Source organism: Bacteroides sp. BFG-606, from assembly GCF_024788145.1.
Taxonomy (GTDB): Bacteria; Bacteroidota; Bacteroidia; order Bacteroidales; family Bacteroidaceae; genus Bacteroides; species Bacteroides vicugnae.
In genome coordinates this window covers 896143-915203 of the sequence record NZ_JANUIL010000001.1, presented here as the reverse complement: position 1 = coordinate 915203, position 19061 = coordinate 896143, and the positions used below count along the sequence as shown (strand labels likewise).

Sequence of the window (19061 nt, the reverse complement as noted above, 5' to 3'; positions counted from 1 at the left end):
GTAATTTTACTTATACTACAACAAAGGGGAGTGATCAGGTACGGTTTATCCGAATTATTTTTGCAGTTTATTTCAGTTTCTTCTGATACTCGTCCGAATTCAGTATTTCCAAAGCCTTTTGTATACTTTCATTCGTTGTATTCATTACCCGGAAATATTCGTTCATATCCCAAAGGTCGCGGGCGATCAGTGCTTTGAGTTGCGTTTTGATAAGTGGGAGCGATTTCTGATATTGTTCTTCATTGAACTTCACACCCTCTTTCTCACCCATTTCCCGTAAAGTAGCCAGCATATCGTCATCAATGACAAACTTCTCGTTGAATGATTCGAACTTCTTATACTTGTTAGCTAATTCTTTCCGGTGTCCCTCGATAAATTTCATGGTAAATTTGATAACCACTCCTTTAGCTACCAGGTTCCGGTGATAATCCGTATACAATGTAGTGTCGATGGGCACGAAATAATCAGGCATAATGCCACCTCCGCCATACACAGTACGTCCTAGTTTCTTTGTCTGCGCTTTCAATGAATCTGGGAAATGGATGCTGTCGGCATTCATAAGCTCACCGTGGTTGAAGCGCTCTATCAGGTCTTTATTGTAATCGACAGTGCTGTCGTATGGTTTTTGGATCGAGCGTCCCGATGGAGTATAGTAACGGGCGATGGTTAAACGAATCATGGAACCGTCCGGTAAGTCGATAGGACGTTGCACCAAGCCTTTACCGAAAGAACGGCGGCCTACAATAATTCCTCTGTCCCAATCCTGTACCGCACCGCTGACAATTTCGCTGGCGGAAGCTGTATACTCGTCTACCAATATGATGAGACGACCATTACGGAAGTCCCCGTTACCTTTTGCATAGAAATCACTACGCTTGGCAGTCCGGCCTTCGGTATATACGATTAGCTCCTTTTGTTCCAGGAATTCGTTAGCAAGGTCAATGGCTGCATTGAGATAACCACCTCCGTTTCCTTGCAGGTCAAGAATCATATCTTTCATACCTTGCTTCTGGAGATCTTTCATTGCTTTCTTGAACTCTTCAGCAGTTGTCGCTCCGAAGCGGTTGATGCGGATATAACCCGTTTTAGGTTGAATCATATAAGAGGCGTCGAGGCTAAGGATAGGTATCTTATCTCTTTTCACTGTAAACAATAAAGGGTCTTGCACGCCACGACGAACGATTGTCAGATTGACTTTCGAACCTTTCGGGCCACGAAGACGCTTCATAATATCTTCCGTACTCATTTTCACTCCGGCAATAGCGCTGTCATTCACGGCAATGATACGGTCACCGGCAAGGATACCGACTTTCTCGGAAGGGCCGTTGCTGACAGGCTGTACCACCAACAGGGTGTCTTCTATCATCTGGAATTGCACTCCGATACCCTCGAAGTTACCTTGGAGCGGTTCGTTCATCTTCTTCACTTCCTCTGCATCCGAGTAAGTAGAGTGCGGATCAAGTTGTGCCAGCATCTTGATGATGGCTTCTTCTACCAACTTGTCTTCATCTACTTTGTCCACATAGAAATTGGAGATTGCAAACTCTGCCATTTGTAACTTTCGCATGGCTTCGGAACCGAAGTTCTGGGCTTGTGCGGCAACTGCCCACAAGCAAACGGATAGTATAATCGTTAGTTTCTTCATCATCTTTTCTGACTCACCGCCTATTCCCTAACAAGTGTTATTCACTCATTTTCATTCCTTTGGGAATAAACTGGCTGATATCTTTATTATAGGTTAATAACTCGCGTACAATCGTAGAGCTGACGCAAGTCAGTTCCGGTTCTGTGAAGAGCAGGATGGTTTCAATCCCCGCCAGTTTACGGTTAATGTCCGCAATGGTCTCTTCATATTCGAAATCCTTTACCGTACGGATACCGCGGACAATGAACCTGGCCCCTACTTCCTGCGCAAAATCAATTGTCAGACAGTCGTAGGACATCACTGTGATGCGAGGTTCGTCTTTATAAAGTTCCCGAATCATTTCCTCCCTTTTCTCAATGGGGAAGTAGGTATTCTTGTTCTCATTGATACCGATTCCTATCACGATTTCGTCCATAAAGGTAAGTGCACGCTCCACTACCGAATAATGTCCGATGGTGAAAGGGTCGAAAGTACCCGGGAATATTGCTTTTCTCATGATGCCAAGTCTTCTTCTATAACCAGATTATCTATAATAAAGTTCTGCCGTTCCATAGTATTTTTACCCATGTAGAATTCGAGTAGTTCTTTTACTGCATCCGTTTTGCGCAGTGTCACCTGTTCCAGACGCATATCCTTGCCGATGAAATGTTTGAACTCGTCCGGTGAGATTTCTCCCAAACCTTTAAATCGGGTGATCTCCGGATTCGGTCCTAATTCGTTGATGGCATTGATACGTTCTTCTTCGCTATAGCAGTAACTTGTCTTTTTCTTGTTACGTACACGGAATAAAGGGGTTTGCAGGATATATACATGTCCTTTCTTGATGAGGTCGGGGAAGAATTGCAGGAAGAACGTAATCAGCAGCAAGCGGATGTGCATACCGTCCACATCGGCATCGGTTGCTACGATCACTTTGTTGTAGCGTAGTCCCTCAATACCATCTTCTATATTCAGGGCTGCTTGAAGCAGGTTGAATTCCTCGTTCTCGTAAACCACCTTTTTCGTCAGTCCGAAAGAATTCAACGGTTTACCACGGAGGCTGAATACTGCTTGAGTATTTACGTCACGACTCTTGGTGATGGAACCGCTTGCAGAGTCTCCCTCGGTGATAAAGATGCAGGAGTCTTCTTCCAGTCCTTTTCCTTTCGGGTCGTTGAGGTGGATGCGGCAGTCGCGTAATTTACGGTTATGCAGGTTCGCCTTTTTTGCGCGCTCACGAGCAAGTTTCGTTACACCTGCAATGGCTTTACGTTCTTTTTCGGATTCCTGTATCTTCTGTTGGATGGCTTCCGCTATATCCGCATTCTTGTGCAGGAAATTATCTACTTCAAGTTTGATAAAGTCGCCTACATATTTGTTGACCGTCACGCCACCGGGAACCATATTGGTAGACCCTAGTTTAGTCTTGGTCTGGCTTTCAAAAATCGGTTCTTCCACATTGACGGCAATGGCGGCAACCAGTCCGTTACGGATATCGGTATAATCCATGTTCTTGTTGAAGAACTCTTTGATGGTGCGGGCAATGTGTTCTTTGAAGGCACTTTGATGCGTACCACCCTGGGTAGTATGCTGACCGTTGACAAAAGAATAATATTCTTCTCCGTACTGCCCTGTATGTGTGAAGGCGATTTCGATGTCTTCCCCTTTCAGATGGATGATCGGGTAAAGTCCGGTTGCCGTCATGTTGTCGTTCAAAAGGTCTACTAGACCATTGCGTGACAAGATGCGGTGTCCGTTATAAATAATGGCAAGCCCTGTATTAAGGTACGTGTAATTACGTAGCATTGTTTCAATAAATTCGGGCTTGAAGCTGTAATTCAGGAATAGTGTATTATCCGGTTCGAAGAAGATATAAGTTCCGTTTTCTTCTTCGGTGTTCTGCGTCTCATCGGTCAGCAGGTTACCTTTTGAGAAAGTGGCGATACGTACTTTGCCATCGCGGTAACTGCGTACCTCGAAATGGGAGCTTAGAGCATTGACGGCTTTCACACCGACACCATTCAGTCCGACACTTTTCTTAAATGCTTTACTGTCGTATTTACCACCGGTATTCAGCATGCTGACTGCTTCGATGAGTTTTCCTTGCGGGATGCCCCGTCCGTAGTCGCGTACGCTGACACGAAGGTTTTCTTCAACGGTAATCTCGATTTTCTTACCGGCTTGCATTTTGAACTCGTCAATACTGTTGTCAATTACTTCTTTCAGGAGGACATAGATTCCGTCTTCGGCATGTGCACCGTCGCCCAGCCTTCCGATATACATACCGGGGCGTGTGCGCACATGTTCCATGTCGCTCAGATGGCGGATGTTGTCGTCAGTGTACTCTACTGCATTGTTGTTGTCTACAGGTATCAATTCGTTCTCTTCCATAGCTGTTTTTATTTTATCTCTTTGATGAACGCACGGCGGCGCTTATGTTGTTGAGTCTCAAAGTAATCCCATTGTGCCTGAACTTTTCCGTTCAGCTCCAGTTCGGGGTTGCTTTCCGCAAAGATAAAACCTAATTTTTGATAAACTGGAATTAAATCGGAAAATAACAAAGCATTAACACCTTTATTTTGGTATTCCGGTTTCACTGCAACAAGTAGCAGATCAAGCATTTTGGCACGGCGTTTCATGAATAGTGCTTTTAGCAGATAGAACCATCCGAGCGGTAACAGACGCCCGTGTGATTTTTGTAGTGCCTCGGCAAGGGATGGCATGGAGATACCTACACAAACCAGCTCGTCATTGGCATCGGTGATCAGGGTAACCATCCGTAAATCAAGGATTGGGAGGTACATTTTTACGTACTGGTCGATTTGTCGCTGTGTCAATGGAGAATAGCCGTAAAGTGGGCTGTATGCTTCGTTCATCAGTTCGAAAATCTTCTGTCCGTAGTCTTTGGCTATTTTTCTTCCGGAGGTGTATTTCTTTATTTTGAGGTTGTATTTTCGTTGGATCAGTTCGGAGATACGTTTGTGCTTGTCGGGAATGGCGTCCGGTATGTAGATTTTGTATTCCACCCAGTCGGCGTCTTTCTCGAAACCTAGCTTTTCCATGTGTACAGGATAGTAGGGGTAGTTGTAGATAGTGGCCATGGTGCTAAGCTGGTCGAATCCTTCAATCAGCATTCCTTCAGCATCGAAATCGGTAAATCCGAGAGGACCGGCAATGTGAGTCATGCCTCGTTCTTTTCCCCAGTCTTCTACTGCTTTGATGAGTGCGGATGACACTTCGGGGTCGTCGATAAAGTCTATCCATCCGAAACGAACGTTCTTACATTCCCACTTTGCGTTCGCTTGATTGTTGATGATTGCAGCTACACGTCCTACTATTTTATCGTCCCGATATGCGAGGAAATAATCTGCTTCACAGAATTCGAATGCTGCGTTCTTCTTCTTGTTGAAGGTGTTGAGCATATCGTCATAAAGATCAGGCACAGAGTAAGGATTATCCTTGTACATTCTGTAATTGAAACGGATAAATTTCTTAAGCTCTCTCTTTGTGGAGACTTTCTTGATTGTAATAGCCATATCTCGTATTTATGATTTGAGGAGGCAAAGATACGTGATAATCTTTAAATTACAACGCGTAGGGTGGCAAAAACTGCGCGAGGGTAAAACAATGCACATTGCCGGAATAATCGCAAACAATCATACAATTTCCGGATACGGCAACTGTTGAGAATATGGGTGCTCCAAGATTTAGTTTTTCTTTTATGATACCGGTTGACTGGTCGATGGCGTAAAGGTAGCCATCGGAAGCTCCGATAAACACGGTTCCTTGCGAAGCGACGGGACTGGTTTCTACTCCGGCTTGCGGTGTGGTGGAGTAAGGTGCAGTGTACACCAGAGACGGTAATGTTTCAGCTTTCCATTTGTTGAAAAGGGTTGATTTGTCCAGTGCCATCACTCCGCGTTCTACGGTTCCGAAAATGATCTCATTTTCAGTGACCAGAGGGGTAGAGGTGGCATCCAGATTGATTGATAAATCTTTTTGTTGAAGTACTGTTCCGGTTTTAGGATCGATGGTAAACAGGCTTTTGGAAGAGATAATCCATAATTTGCCATCTTTGTAAACCGGAGACGCACCACGATTGCCAAGTCCGTTGTCCGAGAGTTTCCAAAGTTGTTTTCCCGTGTGGATGTCATTGCCGTATAATCCTCCCCATTGAGTTCCGCTGATAAGTACACCATCGGCAATGGTTAATGTGGTGGTGGAGCCTTCACGTTGCCGCCAGTCTTTGTTGGTCCATAGAGTACGTCCGGTTTTCAGGTCATAGGCAGATAGACCTACACCGATTCCGGCATAGACTACTCCGTTATCTGTTGTCAGTCCCTCGGTGAGATATGGATAGCTGTCCAAGTTGATTCGTTGTTTCCATAGCAGCTGACCTGTTTTTGCATCAATGGCATATAGATGGCAGGCGGCATCCTGTGCTACAATAATTCCATCTTCGTAAGCAATGGTATTCTTTATTGAGTTTTCTGTCCGGTATTTCCATACGGGATTCCCGGAGTTGAGGTCGAATGCGCATATATAGGTGTTTAGTGAAACATTATCGTCTGTGGTAGCTGTAAATACTTGGCCGTCCGCAATGAGGGGGGAAGTCATAAAAATGTTGCTTCCGGCATTGGCGGTCCAAGCCAGTTGCAGAGGGAGATGGAGGTTGGAATGATTGATTCCTCCGGTATGGGCGGCATTTTGGAGTAAGGTATTCCAGTTCTCACCGGGAATGATGGACGGTTTGAAACCATTCTCATAAATGAAAGAACAGGAGTCTGTCGCTTTCTTTCCGTCATTGAAAGAGGAGGTGACTGTCAGTTTCAGTTCTTTCCCGTTTTTATCGGAGGGGATTGAAATATTAGCAGTCCAATTCCAGTCGGTGAGCGGTGTGAGAGTGCCTCGTACTACTTCTTCGTTACTTTCCGGAGTGGTCAATATATATGAGATTTGTTGGGTCTTTGCTTGCGAATTGTATGCATTTACAGAAATGGAAAGTTGTCCGTCAGTGTTGGTTCCCACTTTTTGTTGTTTCATTGGAAAAACAATGGTGGTTTGCGGGGCGACGAAAGCATATCGTAGCTGTGTGGTGATGTTGTCGTTTGCGTCTACTTTAATGTTGCGGAAAGAGGAGGGGGAGTGGTCAATACCACCTTTGTCCAGTGTGCCGGTACAAATGGTATAGATTCCGTTTTGATTGCGCACATAGTTGTAGTGCATGTGCCCGTATATTTGGGCTTTGGCATTGAATGGGCGGAAGTCGAGCACGTGCTGATTGTCTGCTTTGAATACGAAAGTATCATTGGGAGTAAATAGGTCGTGATTGAAAATAATCAGGGCTTGGCCTTTCTTCATGGAGGAGAGGTCATTTTTCAGCCAGTTATATACATCTTTCAGAGTGTAATCGGTCGGGTTGTCGCCGTGGTCGATGGGGGTGACCACGTAATGGATATTGCCGATATCAAATGAATACCAGGTCGGGCCGTAGATTGATTCATAAAGTTCTTCGCCGTAGTTGCCTTTTACAAGGTCATGATTCCCTATGCAGTAGTAAACAGGGCAGTTCATGGTTTGTGAATTTACTATCCGGTTGTGCATTTGCAAGCCCGGTTCGTAACAAATATCTCCGGTGTGAATCAGAAAGGCGGGCTTTTCGCTGTTGATGTAATTTTTCAAATCTGTCACCCATCTTCCCAGTCCTCCGGTAGCTTCAGTATCAGTGATTTGGATGAAAGAGTGCTCTTTGGATTGAGTCCGTTCACTTTCTGTCAGCAGGAAGTCATAGGTTTTTCTGTTTTCCTGGGTAGGCAAATAGAATTGTTGCGTTTCGAATCCGGCAGGGGTGGTAATAGTGATAAATCTTGTTTTTGCGAATCCGGGTAAAGAGAACCGACCTTTTTTATCTGTTTTTACCACATTCAATCCATCTGTTACCATGACTCCCATCAGCGGCTTATCGCTTTTATCCAATATGCCCGATTGGTTGCTGTCGATATAGACTGTCCCTTTAAATTGAGCGCATAGTGGGAGGCATAGTATCAATGACAATAGTATGACGGATAGTTTTTTCATGATCGGTTCTCTGTCTTTTAGTGTGTTAAGCTAATAATCTTTTTTCCTTATTTTAGTTGTTTCATTTCTTCATTATACCTTACTTCTTCTTTACACAAGGGTTTATACCAGGTTTTTCTTAGTATCAGTGTCGTAACCAGAAGTAACGCGATAGAACTCCATAACCCCAGTTGTTCGCGGACAACGAGATACATCGGAATGATCGTGAGGCTGCATTGCCAGATAATACCGATAACCACGTTGAATGCATCTCTTTTGAAGTTCTTGTTGGGCTGTATATGGGGGTAACGGGCTAATGCTTTTTCTTCAATCGGTTTCCACCATCCCCATGGACGTACACGGGTGTAGAAACTGATTAATGTTTCTTCGTCTGTCGGAGGTGCACTGTACGTTCCGGCAATACATCCTATCAGAGAGACACCGAACAGTACCGGGAAGAAGTAGAGCACCCATGCGTCGGGAACTGTAAACTTCATGACAATGGCTGCTATGACTCCGGCAGTCATTCCCCAGAAGTAACCTTCGCCATTGAAGCGCCACCAATGCCATTTCAATACATTGGCTGCGATGTATCCTCCGAAGAGTGCGCCTACAATCCATTGGAATATTTCATTGATGTCTTTCAGGAAGAATCCGATGATAGTGCTGACAACTACCACTGCAACAGAAATGATATAGCTGCTGCGTATCTGTGTTTTCACACTCGCTTTCGGATTGATATATTTCAAATAAATATCATTCACGATATAGGCTGGTGCGGCATTGACTGTGGATGCAAAGGTTGACATGAAAGCCGCCAGTAGTCCGGCTAATAGCAAACCTGCCAGTCCTGCCGGTACGTAACGTGTGATTAGGGGGGGGAGAATGGTCTCAAAATCGGTCCGTGTCACTTCCATTTGTGTCAGGCCGCCATCTTCCTTAAAGAAGTAGATAGCCAACAAGGCAAATCCCATAATCATCAGGTAGCGGGGAATTAACAGTACGACCGATACGGAGCCGCTCATCATAGCCGCTTCTTTAGGGGATTTGCAGGATAGAATTTTCTGCATATCATAGTTGGGTGCAGGTCCTGCCATACTCATAAATATTCCTTTGAGTAAAGCCATCATGACGAAGATACTAATCAGGCTATATGGTTCATTTGCCATGCGTTCCGTCAGGAGGTTCATTCGGCTGCTCCAGTCAATGTCCAGTGTCCATCCGAAGAAAGGGGAATCCCATCCGGCGGGAACGAAGGAGTGAATCATATCCGGTGCTACCATTTGCATTCCGATAATAACGATCACTATACCTGCTACTGTCATAATCAGGAATTGCACCACATCTGTCCATACAATACTCAACATACCTCCGAGCATTACGTAGAATGTGGCAATAGCGGTAAAGAAGATACCATATACGTGGGGGACGTATTCTGCCGGAACATTGAAAGGAATGTAAGGAGATACTACTTCCCAGGGGATGAATATCTCCATAAACTTGCCAATACCTATGAAACCGTAACTTAGAAAACCTAAGACACTCAATAGTGCGAAGATGATAACAATCGTATGTGAAAGAGTAGACCCTTTACCTTTTCCGAAACGTGTCTTGATCCATTCCGCTCCGGTAAGTACATTGGAACGGCGGAGCCACACCGATAGATATATCATTAGAAATATCTGATTGAATACCGGCCATAACCAGGGAATCCAAAGGCTCTTGAATCCGTAAGCGAATGCCCAATATACCATTAGCATCGTGCCTGTGATGTCGAACATTCCGGAAGCATTGGATAGTCCGAGCATATAGAAAGGCAGTGATTTCCCTCCTAGAAAATAGGAGTTCATATTTTGGGCAGCCCGTTTTTTTAGAATAAGTCCGATGGCAATCATAGCGATCAGATAAGCGCAAATGATGAGAAGGTCGGTAGTGTGTAATTTCATACTATAGGTTTGAATCGATTTATATGTTATGATCTTTGTGACAAAGGTAGGTGGAAAGCGATAACGAAACAAATATTATTTTAACTCATTCTGATACTATGTTGATATCACCGGAGTTTTCTTTTTGTATTGACATATTCAGTGATAGATGCGGAGATGCGGGTGGAAGTAGTTCTATATAAAGAGGAGAATGCAAAACTGCCGGTTTTAAGCAATAAAACCGGCAGTTTTGCGCTTTGTGCCTGAATACCTTAAAAATGAAACTGTTCTGCCAAGATCAGTTTGTTGGCTTCTACGGACTTACAAATGTTCTTCACAGAAGCAGCGGAACGGAAACCGTCCGCAGGTGTGTGGAAGCAATAGTCTATCAGTCTGTCGATTGTAGAAGTTGCCACATGCATACGAGTATCGGAAGAGGCATAATAGATATACACTGTTCCATTTTCATCAGCAATCCATCCATTAGAGAAAAGTACATTGGATACATCTCCTATCCTTTCTTCTCCCATGGGTGCCAGTAAGAAACCACCCGGTTCGGCAATGATCTTTGTCGGATCTTCCAAAGAAGTCATGTACAGATAGAGCACATAGCGCAGACCGGCGGCGCATGCACGGACTCCGTGAGCCAGGTGCAACCATCCTTGGGAAGTTTTGATGGGATGAGGCCCTTCACCGTTTTTCACCTCTTTGATGGTGTGATAATGACGGTGGTTTATAATGGTTTCTTCTTTTATTTCTGCATGGGTGATGTCGTCTATCAGTGCCCAGCCGATACCTCCGCCGTTACCGGCGTTGATAAAGTTATCCTGCGGACGGGTATATAAAGCATATTTGCCATTTACAAATTCCGGATGCAGTACGACATTGCGCTGCTGACTTTGGGAAATCAAATTAGGGAGACGTTCCCAGTTCTTTAAATCTTTGGTACGTATGATACCCGCTTTGGCTACGGCAGAAGACAGATCACCCGGCGCAGCGTTGGGATCAAGACTTTCGCTGCAGAAAATTCCATAAATCCAGCCGTCCTCATGGGCTGTCAAGCGCATATCATATACATTCGTTTCTTCGGGATATAAATCCGGGAGTTGAACCGGATACTCCCAGAAGTGGAAACGATCAATACCGTTAGGGCTTTCGGCAATGGCAAAGAATGATTTGCGATCATACCCCTCTACCCGTCCCATTACAAGATATTTCTCATTGAACTTGATTGCTCCTGCATTGAATACGGCATTAATGCCGAAGCGTTCCATAAAATATGGATTTGTCTCGGGGTTGAAGTCGTATCTCCATTCCAGTGGAGTATGGGCAGCCGTTAATATGGGATATTTATAGCGTTCGAATATTCCATTGCCTGGCAGTATCTTTTCATTTTCACGTGAGATGAGCGTTTCGTATTCTTCCATAAGAACACGTAATCTGTTATCATATCTATTCATATCTATTCAAAATTAATAAAAAGAGACTGACCACAATACAGACAGATACAAGGGATATACTGTGTTGCAAGAACAGTCTCTTTTTATGTTTGTCACTTCAAAAGTATGGGGGTACTTTTAAAATACATGCGTCAAGTTTACAAATTATTGTTTAGTTATAAAATACGAACGAGCTGTACAGTTCGGTTCCGTAAAACTAACCCAATACCAGTCGTTTTCAACTTTATCGATACGGCAATTTTCTGCCGGATATTTCACACTTTTATCTATTGCATTTCTTGTCACCTTATACAGTACAGCGTTGCTCTTATCGCCCACTGTCAAGTCTCCTGTAAATTGGATGGCAAAACCGCTGGCATACGTTCCTGTTCCTTTTATAACCAGTTCGGACATGTTGAACTCTGCTGCGTGAGTTACTGTGCCTACTGCTGAGGTAGATAGGCTTTGGTAAGAAGCAGAACCGGCTATAAAGTAGCGATAAGACGGGTTTGTCAGATAAGGGTCGTCGATATATACCACATTGATGCTGATTGATTCCCCTTCCTGGTCACTGATAGTTATCGTCTTGTTGAAACGGTATCTTTTAAGACCTTCGACTACGACATCCGTTCCATTCTCCGCCATTGTACATTTCAGATAAGTGGCAGAGCCATTATTGACACAGGTATATTCTCCGTTACCGTCCAGAATCTTGAGAATCAGAGGTTCACCAATAGTCAGATAAGCAATTTCTTCACTGTTGTCGAGCACTAGTTGTTTGACTACTTTCACAGAAAGTTCAGCAGTCTTATTCAGTCTGTCGGTAACTGTTACGGTCGCAATGCCCGGTGCCAGGGATTCCACTTGGATATGTCCCTCTTCATCCACCGTAGCTTTGGCTATGGATTCTTTATCGACTGTCACTTTGTATCCTCTATTTCCTGTATGTATGTTAATCACTTTATTTTCACCCAGATACATTTTAGTGGATGAAACAGCCAGAACTAGCTCACTTAACTGATCTACTATAACTTTTACATTGGTACTCATTTGTGCCCAGTCGGTGATTGTCAGATTAGTGATGCCCGCTTTCAAGGCTGTCACTTTAATCATATTTCCTTCGGCAACGGCAGTGGCCACTTCTTCATTAGAACTGACTATCTTGTAGTTGCCATTTCCCTGAAGCATCTGAATCGTTCCTTGTGGTGCTTCATCAAAATTAATTATCAGCTCCTGTGTATCTGTCACGAGATTGTGATAGGAGGGATCTTCATCGTTACAGCCAGAGAAAATAGTAGCGGCTGCAAGCAGGAATCCTGCTAAATATAATAGATTTCTTTTCATGATATTCATTGTTTATTTAGGATGATTATTCAGCTCCAATGTCTTTCATTTTACCGGTGATGGTTACAACGCTAAATTTGGGAACAGTGATGGCGCGCAATCCGCTAAGAGACGGGTTTACTTTCTTACGCTGCCATTTTACACCCTCGTCTGACGTATATGAAATCATTGTCTGGAATTCTTTTCCCTCAATCTCCAGTTTAGTTTCGAAAGCTTTGCTTGTAGAGTTATTCACTAATACGATCGTATAAGTGTCGTCTTTAACATAAGCTGTCATTAACAGTTCTTTAGGGAAAACTTCTTCACCATTTTCAGGAGCAATCGTTTTTACGTCTACGCGACGGCTTCCCTCCGGAATGAACTTGGTGAACTGTCCATAACTATAATAGCGGGCGGCTCTTTCATAATTTGTTCCGGGTAGTGCCTCTTCCAGTCTGATAAGTGCTTCATTATTGGTACAAGGACGTGCGCCTGCCCACCATACAAATGCATTCAGATTGGAAACAGCCAGATAATTGTGGAAAGTAGTGGCCCATTGCATTGCATTTTTCCAGGATGGATCGTATGTGTCTGTAGAGCTGGTCTCTGTATTCCATATATGAATGTTATTTTCTGCACAGAGAGGTGATTGTACGAATTCAGTGTTACCGATTAAAGTATATCCATGAGCAGCTGCAATGATATTAGAATTTGCTAATTCGGGGCGAGCCTTCAAACCGTTTTCAAGGAAGGTGACTCCCGCTTTCCACCATGAGTGTTCTCCAAAGATAATTTTCATATCCTGATAACCTGCCTTGTCTAAAGCCGGGCGAAGATTATCTTGGCAGAAATTTGCAAGATTGGTGTAACTCCAGCTACATCCATTCCAACCCGTTCCGCTACTGTTCGGCTCATTGGATGGTGAAATGGCATAAATCTTGATTCCGAATTTCTCTGTATATGCTTTGATGAAGTCTATCAGATAATCAGCGAATGCATCTTCCGAACCGGATTTCAAACTACCGCCGGAAGGCTTACCATTAGATTTCATCGTTCCGGGAGGACTCCATGTGGAAAACATGAACTTTACATTTTTGTATTTCCTCTGGAGAATGTCCACTAACCACATTTGCCCCAACTGTACCTGTTCGCCGCATCCTGAACCATTAAAGTCTCTCCAGTAATCATTAATCATAGACGGATCATTGGCTGCCAGATTGAATGTGCGGTTAATGCCGAAGTCGATAACGTTGGTGACAGGATTCTGATAGTGTGGAAATACTTCTCCCCGGAATATGTTCAGTTTTAAACCATTTTCGCCAAACAGATCGTCCACTACGTCTTCACGCATCATATTATTCCAGATGCGGTGTGACCATTCGGCAAAAGCACATCCGAAACCATCAATAATCTGATGCTCATGTCCATCCCCGAACTGCATTTTGATGACAGCCTCGGTGGTTGGTTCGGCAGAGAATCCGTCATCTTCATCGGTTTCTTCTACCGGATCAGGAATGTAGACATCACTGTGACTCAGACTTCCGTCGTCACAAGAGTATCCTAGAAATAGGAAGAGGGATACGAATAATAATGAATATATCTTTTTCATATTGTTTCTTTATTAAGTTAATCTTGTCTGGACATTATTTCCATAGACTGGTTTGCACCATGGCAGTATTATTGTTCAATTCACTTGTCGGTATAGGATAGTAAAGGTGCTTTTCCTGAAAATTTTCTGCACCCTGCTTCCCGTTGGCCTTGAAAATCAATTGAATTTCGCTGACAGAATACCAACGCTTGAGATCATAAAAACGGTGACCTTCTCCGAAGAATTCCAATAAACATTGATGTTCGATTTCAGTCATAAGTTCCTCTTGTGCGAAAGTCTTTTCCTGAAGTCCTGCTCTGTTGCGGATTAGTTTTAAAGCATAGTTGGCACCGTCCGGATCATTGGTTTTGGCACATGCCTCGGCATAAAGCAGCAAGACTTCCGCAAAACGCATCACACGTAAGTTGCTGGACCTTCCTTCCTTATTACCCATATTATCCGGTGCTTTATCATCTACATAGTATGCGGTATTTTTCTTGATTAAGAATTTACCTGCCGTTCCGTTGACATTGAAGCTGGGAGCTCCTCCTGCCATTTTACCCTCATTACCTTCCCAAAGCTCATCCATCGAGTAATTGTTTCCATACCATTTTTCGTTGGGTACTTTGTCGCCGTAGTTGGCTGCATCAAAGAAAAGACTGGCATACATACGTTTGTCAAACTTGGTATCTGCATCGCTCGGGCGAGTTTCTTTGGTGAATTCTCCTACGATGAAAGAGCTCGGCATCAGTTTGGCCCATCCGCCGGATTTTACCGGACCGATAAACTGTGGTATATAGCAACCCAGACAGATTCCACTTTCGTTGCTCCATGAGTATTCTCCGTCGGGACTGTATGCTATTTCATACACGGATTCTTTATTGAACTCATCTTCATTTGTGAAGTTCTTACCGAAGTTGTCAACTAACTCATAAGAATAAGGAGCTTTTAATAATGTTCCTAATAATTGCTTGGCTTCCGGATATTTATGTTGGGTGGCATATACTTTACCCAACATTGCGATAGCAGCGCCTTTGGTAACCCGCTCTTTGGCAGTGGTGCGTTCTACGGGCAGATTGCATTTGATAGCGTTACCCAGATCTTCTTCCACTTGTGTCCATAATGCTGCTTCAGTGGCAGGCCCTTTGTTGGTTTCATCTTCGTTAGACGGTATCAGTCGCAAAGGGACTTCTTTGTAGTTGTTGACTAACAGAAAATATTGATAGCCGCGCAGAAAGAGCGCTTCGCCCTTAATCATCGAACGATCTTCTTCCGTAATGCCCGAAGCCGGTACCTGGTCGATATAGCGTAATACGATATTGGCACGTTGGATACCCGAATAAAGCGCTCCATAAGGATCGTTGCCGGTGGACGGTGAATTCAGGAAGTTTGCAATATTCCACATGGGAACTTCTTCTCCTTTGATGGTGAAGATATCGTCGCCGCGACCGTTGAGGTTCAGCCAACCGTCGAATGCGCCGAAGTATCCGTACATGGCTCCTTTTATAGGTGAATAGGCGGCTGCCAAAGCACTTTCCGCATCTGCTTTATCTTTCCAGAAGTTGCTTTCAGTGAAATGGTTAGGGTCCGACAGATTCAAAAAGCTGGATTCGTTGCACGATGTCAGTGCTCCGGAAAGAAGAGCTGCCATGCACATATATGATAACCAATTTCTTTTCATGTTTATAGACTTTTAATGTTTAATATTAATTTAAGGCATTACAGGTTAACTTGTATTCCGAATGAGATGGTGCGGGGCAATGGATAACGTCCCTGGTCGATACCTCTTGAGAATACGTTGTAGTCAACACCGGCAACAGTACTTTCACCCAAATCCGGAGTATAACCCGAATATTTGGTCAGTGTGAATAGATTTTCCATTGAAGTGTATATTCTTACATTCTCAAGTTTGACTTTTTTGGTCAGGTTTTTGGGCAATGTATAGCCGATATCCAATGTTTTCAGACGCATATATGAACCATTCTCAAGCCATCTGTCGGAGTATGCCCATTTGTTGTCTGCACCATCTGTTTTAGAGAAGCGTGGAATATCGGTGTTCTGATTGTCCGGTCTCCACGAGTTTGCCAATACAGTGCTCATATTTCCGTTGAAGTTTCCTGATTCCAGGCGATAACGCGGATAATTATAGATTTTGTTACCTACCATACCGTCAAAGAAAAGGTTGAAGTCAAAGTTGTTCCACTCACCACCCAGTCTGACGCCGAAAGTGAAATCGGGGAAAGGGCTTCCTACATCATGCTGGTCGTCTGTATTAATCTTGCCATCACCGTTCCAGTCCTTGTAGCGGATATCGCCGACCTGGGCTCCGGGTTGAATGAGTTCGCCGTCTTTGTTCTTGTAATTGGCAATCTCTTCTGCCGAACGGAACAAACCGTCTGTTTCAATCAGGTTGAAATAGGACATGGAATGTCCTTCGGCAAACATATTGATACCACGACCACCGGCACCGTGTGCGCTATAACCGGAAATCATCAGATTCTGGCCGCCCAATGTGATTTTCGTTACTTCATTCTTGTCGGCAGCGATATTGGCACCTATATAATAAGTGAACTTATCTTTGATAGAACCCCGATAATTCACGGCAAATTCAAATCCCTTATTTCGTACCTGTCCTGCATTTTGGATCGAGTTTCCGCTGATACCGGTAGATGCGGTCGAGGGAATAGGCAGCAGTACGTCATTGGTGTTTTTCACATAAGCATCGGCAGTGAAAGTTAATTTTCCGTTCAGCAGGCTGACATCCAGACCGATGTTATATGTTTCTGTATTTTCCCATGTCAGATTGGCTGGTGAAATAGCCTGTACATAAGGCATGGAGCCAAACCATGGTGAATTGTTCGATATATAGTTCATTCCATCCGATACTACACTTTGCGTAGGATAGTAGCTGGTCATTTCCTGATTACCGAGTTTACCGTAGCTGAAACGTAACTTCAATTGGTCGAATACATTTTCCAACGGTTTGAAGAACTTTTCGCGGTTAATGTTCCATCCGATGGAAGCGGATGGGAATGCACCATATTGATGTCCTTTCTTGAAACGTGACGAACCGTCGCGACGGATGGAGGCAGAAAACAGATAGCGGTCGTCGAATGAATACATGACACGTCCGAATAGAGATACTAATGCCAGTTCATTCAGGCTGCTGGATGCTTTCAGGTTGGACGGATCCACATTGCCCGGCATTGTTTCTATGAATTGGGCCATATCGCTATTCTTTCCATATAAGCTGTGGCTTTTGTCTTTCTGCGCAGAGTAACCGGCGAGAAGTGACAGGTTGTGTTTGCCGAATGTACGGTCGTAGTTCAAAGTATTCTCTAAAACCCACGATTCCCAGGTGGATGATTTTTCTTCCAGGTCGGGTTTGTCATTCTTTCCAAATGTACCTAAATCGTATGCATCTGTATATTTGCGCCATTTAGTATGTTCTTTTCTGATACCTACGTTGAGCTTGTATTTTAATCCTTTGATGATTTCCGCTTGCAAATAGGCATTGAGGAAAATTCTGGTTGTTTCAGTTCGCTCATCATTGACCGTCATTTCTGCCAATGGGTTGGGTAAGTTGATATCGTTGGAAGTACCCCAGCCCCCTGAATTCGTCGGGTCATAGACGGGTACAACGGAGGGAAACTGGAAGATGTCGAACATTGTATCCTGATGAATGTAGCCACTTCCTTTTGTCATGTTTACAATCAGCGATTCACCTATGGTTAATCGATTGTTCAGGAAAGAATAATCGCTCTTCAGGCGGATATTATAAGACTCATGATCTGTATTGCGCAATATACCCTCTTTATTGAGATAACTTACGGATGAACTGTAAGAACCATTTTTCGAACCGCCGCTGATTGTAGCATTGGCTTTGTAGGTCATGGCGGTGCGTAACATTACATCCTGCCAGTCTGTACCCTCACCGATAAAAGGAGTTGCTCCGTTTTCTGACCCGTAACCGTCGCCCGCCAGACGATAATAACGTGCGAAACGACTGTATTCTTCTCCATTGAATACTTTTAGTGTTTTAGGGGTTTGGCTGATACCTGTGAAGAAGTTGATATCCAATTTGGTTGGCATATCTTTACGGCCGCTTTTCGTAGTGATCAATACCACGCCACCTGCTGCACGTGAACCGTAGATGGCTGCTGCGGCAGCGTCTTTTAATACCTCGATAGAAGAGATATCATTCGGATCGACCATGCTGATGTCGCCAAATGCACCATCAATTACATACAGTGGATTGTTGTTGGATAATGAACTGATACCGCGTACGTTAATTGTCATCGTTCCATTCGGATCACCGCTGGAACTTGCCACTGATACTCCGGGTATCTTTCCTTGTAATGCTGTTGCAGCATTGGAAGCAACCTGTCCGTTAAGCTCTTTGGCACTAACCGAACTTACAGCTCCCGAAAGATGGCTTTTCTTCACTGTACCGTAACCGATAACTACTACTTGTTCAAGAGCAATATTATCTTCTTCCATTGAGACGTTGATCGGAGCACCGGATGTAACTGCTCTCTCTATATGTTTCATACCTATTGTAGAGAATACCAGCGTATTCCCTTTGTTCGCTTTGATGGAGTATTTACCATCCATGTCTGTTACTGTGCCGGTGTCTTTTCCTTTAATTCTGACTGTGACTCCAGGTAAAGGTTCATTTGTTGCAGCTTCTGTTACTACTCCTTTTACTTCAATGTCTTGAGCCGCTAGTGGAATGCTAGTCATGCAGAGAAATAAGAATAGTAAGAAATGAATTTTTCTTCTCATAATTTATTGCATTAGATTTATAAACTCTGGTCAACTGTCAATTGATCCATGGAAACTTCAACCAACAATTGTATGATGCAAAAATAGAGGATTATGCCATGTGATGCAGATATTATCTTAGCACGTTCTGATATTATTTTGCCTGTCTTTGTGTGATGTATTTATTTTTTTATGGCGAAGATGTACTTTACATATAGAGCTTAAATGTCCTGCTTTTGGGCTGTGAATGGCTTGCTTGCTATATTTGTATATCCTGTATGTTGGATATTAATGTCTTATTTCTTGTTTTTGAAAAAGGAACAATGGTATTATAAGGGAGA

The 19061-nt window shown here is 43.7% G+C and carries 11 protein-coding genes; all 11 read right to left on the bottom strand.

Annotation, left to right across the window (positions count from 1 at the left end):
* Nucleotides 1–67 precede the first annotated feature (67 nt).
* The 11 genes from NXV01_RS03550 to NXV01_RS03500 all read right to left on the bottom strand — a co-directional run bounded on the left by NXV01_RS03550 (nucleotide 68) and on the right by NXV01_RS03500 (nucleotide 18741).
* Nucleotides 68–1645: a S41 family peptidase gene (locus NXV01_RS03550; protein WP_259023427.1), complete on the bottom strand. Its 1578-nt coding sequence runs from the start codon at nucleotides 1643–1645 to the stop codon at nucleotides 68–70.
* Nucleotides 1646–1682: 37 nt separating this feature from the next.
* Complete coding sequence (gene coaD / locus NXV01_RS03545) at nucleotides 1683–2141, bottom strand: pantetheine-phosphate adenylyltransferase (protein WP_148366827.1); 459 nt, start codon at nucleotides 2139–2141, stop codon at nucleotides 1683–1685.
* Nucleotides 2138–4015: a DNA topoisomerase IV subunit B gene (locus tag NXV01_RS03540; RefSeq protein WP_148366826.1), complete on the bottom strand. Its 1878-nt coding sequence runs from the start codon at nucleotides 4013–4015 to the stop codon at nucleotides 2138–2140. The genes coaD and NXV01_RS03540 overlap by 4 nt, the downstream gene beginning before the upstream one ends.
* A gap of 8 nt (nucleotides 4016–4023) precedes the next feature.
* Nucleotides 4024–5160 carry a GNAT family N-acetyltransferase gene (locus tag NXV01_RS03535; protein ID WP_148366825.1) on the bottom strand — a complete coding sequence of 379 codons (1137 nt, stop codon included), beginning with the start codon at nucleotides 5158–5160 and terminating at the stop codon, nucleotides 4024–4026.
* Between the two features lie 49 nt (nucleotides 5161–5209).
* Nucleotides 5210–7702 carry a PQQ-binding-like beta-propeller repeat protein gene (locus NXV01_RS03530; protein ID WP_259021728.1) on the bottom strand — a complete coding sequence of 831 codons (2493 nt, stop codon included), beginning with the start codon at nucleotides 7700–7702 and terminating at the stop codon, nucleotides 5210–5212.
* 47 nt (nucleotides 7703–7749) lie between these two features.
* Nucleotides 7750–9627: a sodium:solute symporter family protein gene (locus NXV01_RS03525; RefSeq protein ID WP_259021727.1), complete on the bottom strand. Its 1878-nt coding sequence runs from the start codon at nucleotides 9625–9627 to the stop codon at nucleotides 7750–7752.
* 251 nt (nucleotides 9628–9878) lie between these two features.
* Nucleotides 9879–11066, bottom strand: coding sequence for a glycosidase (locus NXV01_RS03520; RefSeq protein WP_148366822.1), 1188 nt, complete (start codon nucleotides 11064–11066; stop codon nucleotides 9879–9881).
* 144 nt (nucleotides 11067–11210) lie between these two features.
* On the bottom strand, nucleotides 11211–12389 hold the full coding sequence (locus tag NXV01_RS03515) for a hypothetical protein (RefSeq protein WP_258978728.1): 1179 nt from the start codon (nucleotides 12387–12389) through the stop codon (nucleotides 11211–11213).
* A gap of 25 nt (nucleotides 12390–12414) precedes the next feature.
* Nucleotides 12415–13977 (bottom strand): glycoside hydrolase, encoded by a 1563-nt coding sequence (locus tag NXV01_RS03510; protein ID WP_148366820.1) that lies wholly within the window; start codon nucleotides 13975–13977, stop codon nucleotides 12415–12417.
* Nucleotides 13978–14011: 34 nt separating this feature from the next.
* A complete protein-coding gene (locus NXV01_RS03505; RefSeq protein ID WP_195648799.1) occupies nucleotides 14012–15637 on the bottom strand; it encodes a RagB/SusD family nutrient uptake outer membrane protein in 1626 nt (541 codons plus the stop codon).
* 38 nt (nucleotides 15638–15675) lie between these two features.
* Nucleotides 15676–18741 carry a TonB-dependent receptor gene (locus NXV01_RS03500; protein ID WP_259021726.1) on the bottom strand — a complete coding sequence of 1022 codons (3066 nt, stop codon included), beginning with the start codon at nucleotides 18739–18741 and terminating at the stop codon, nucleotides 15676–15678.
* Nucleotides 18742–19061 lie beyond the last annotated feature (320 nt).

What these genes read in the sequence shown, in the direction of transcription:
- NXV01_RS03550 (WP_259023427.1), bottom strand. Translation starts at nt 1,645, where the DNA reads ATGAAGAAACTAACGATTATACTATCCGTTTGCTTGTGGGCAGTTGCC.
- coaD (WP_148366827.1), bottom strand. Translation starts at nt 2,141, where the DNA reads ATGAGAAAAGCAATATTCCCGGGTACTTTCGACCCTTTCACCATCGGA.
- NXV01_RS03540 (WP_148366826.1), bottom strand. Translation starts at nt 4,015, where the DNA reads ATGGAAGAGAACGAATTGATACCTGTAGACAACAACAATGCAGTAGAG.
- NXV01_RS03535 (WP_148366825.1), bottom strand. Translation starts at nt 5,160, where the DNA reads ATGGCTATTACAATCAAGAAAGTCTCCACAAAGAGAGAGCTTAAGAAA.
- NXV01_RS03530 (WP_259021728.1), bottom strand. Translation starts at nt 7,702, where the DNA reads ATGAAAAAACTATCCGTCATACTATTGTCATTGATACTATGCCTCCCA.
- NXV01_RS03525 (WP_259021727.1), bottom strand. Translation starts at nt 9,627, where the DNA reads ATGAAATTACACACTACCGACCTTCTCATCATTTGCGCTTATCTGATC.
- NXV01_RS03520 (WP_148366822.1), bottom strand. Translation starts at nt 11,066, where the DNA reads ATGAATAGATATGATAACAGATTACGTGTTCTTATGGAAGAATACGAA.
- NXV01_RS03515 (WP_258978728.1), bottom strand. Translation starts at nt 12,389, where the DNA reads ATGAAAAGAAATCTATTATATTTAGCAGGATTCCTGCTTGCAGCCGCT.
- NXV01_RS03510 (WP_148366820.1), bottom strand. Translation starts at nt 13,977, where the DNA reads ATGAAAAAGATATATTCATTATTATTCGTATCCCTCTTCCTATTTCTA.
- NXV01_RS03505 (WP_195648799.1), bottom strand. Translation starts at nt 15,637, where the DNA reads ATGAAAAGAAATTGGTTATCATATATGTGCATGGCAGCTCTTCTTTCC.
- NXV01_RS03500 (WP_259021726.1), bottom strand. Translation starts at nt 18,741, where the DNA reads ATGAGAAGAAAAATTCATTTCTTACTATTCTTATTTCTCTGCATGACT.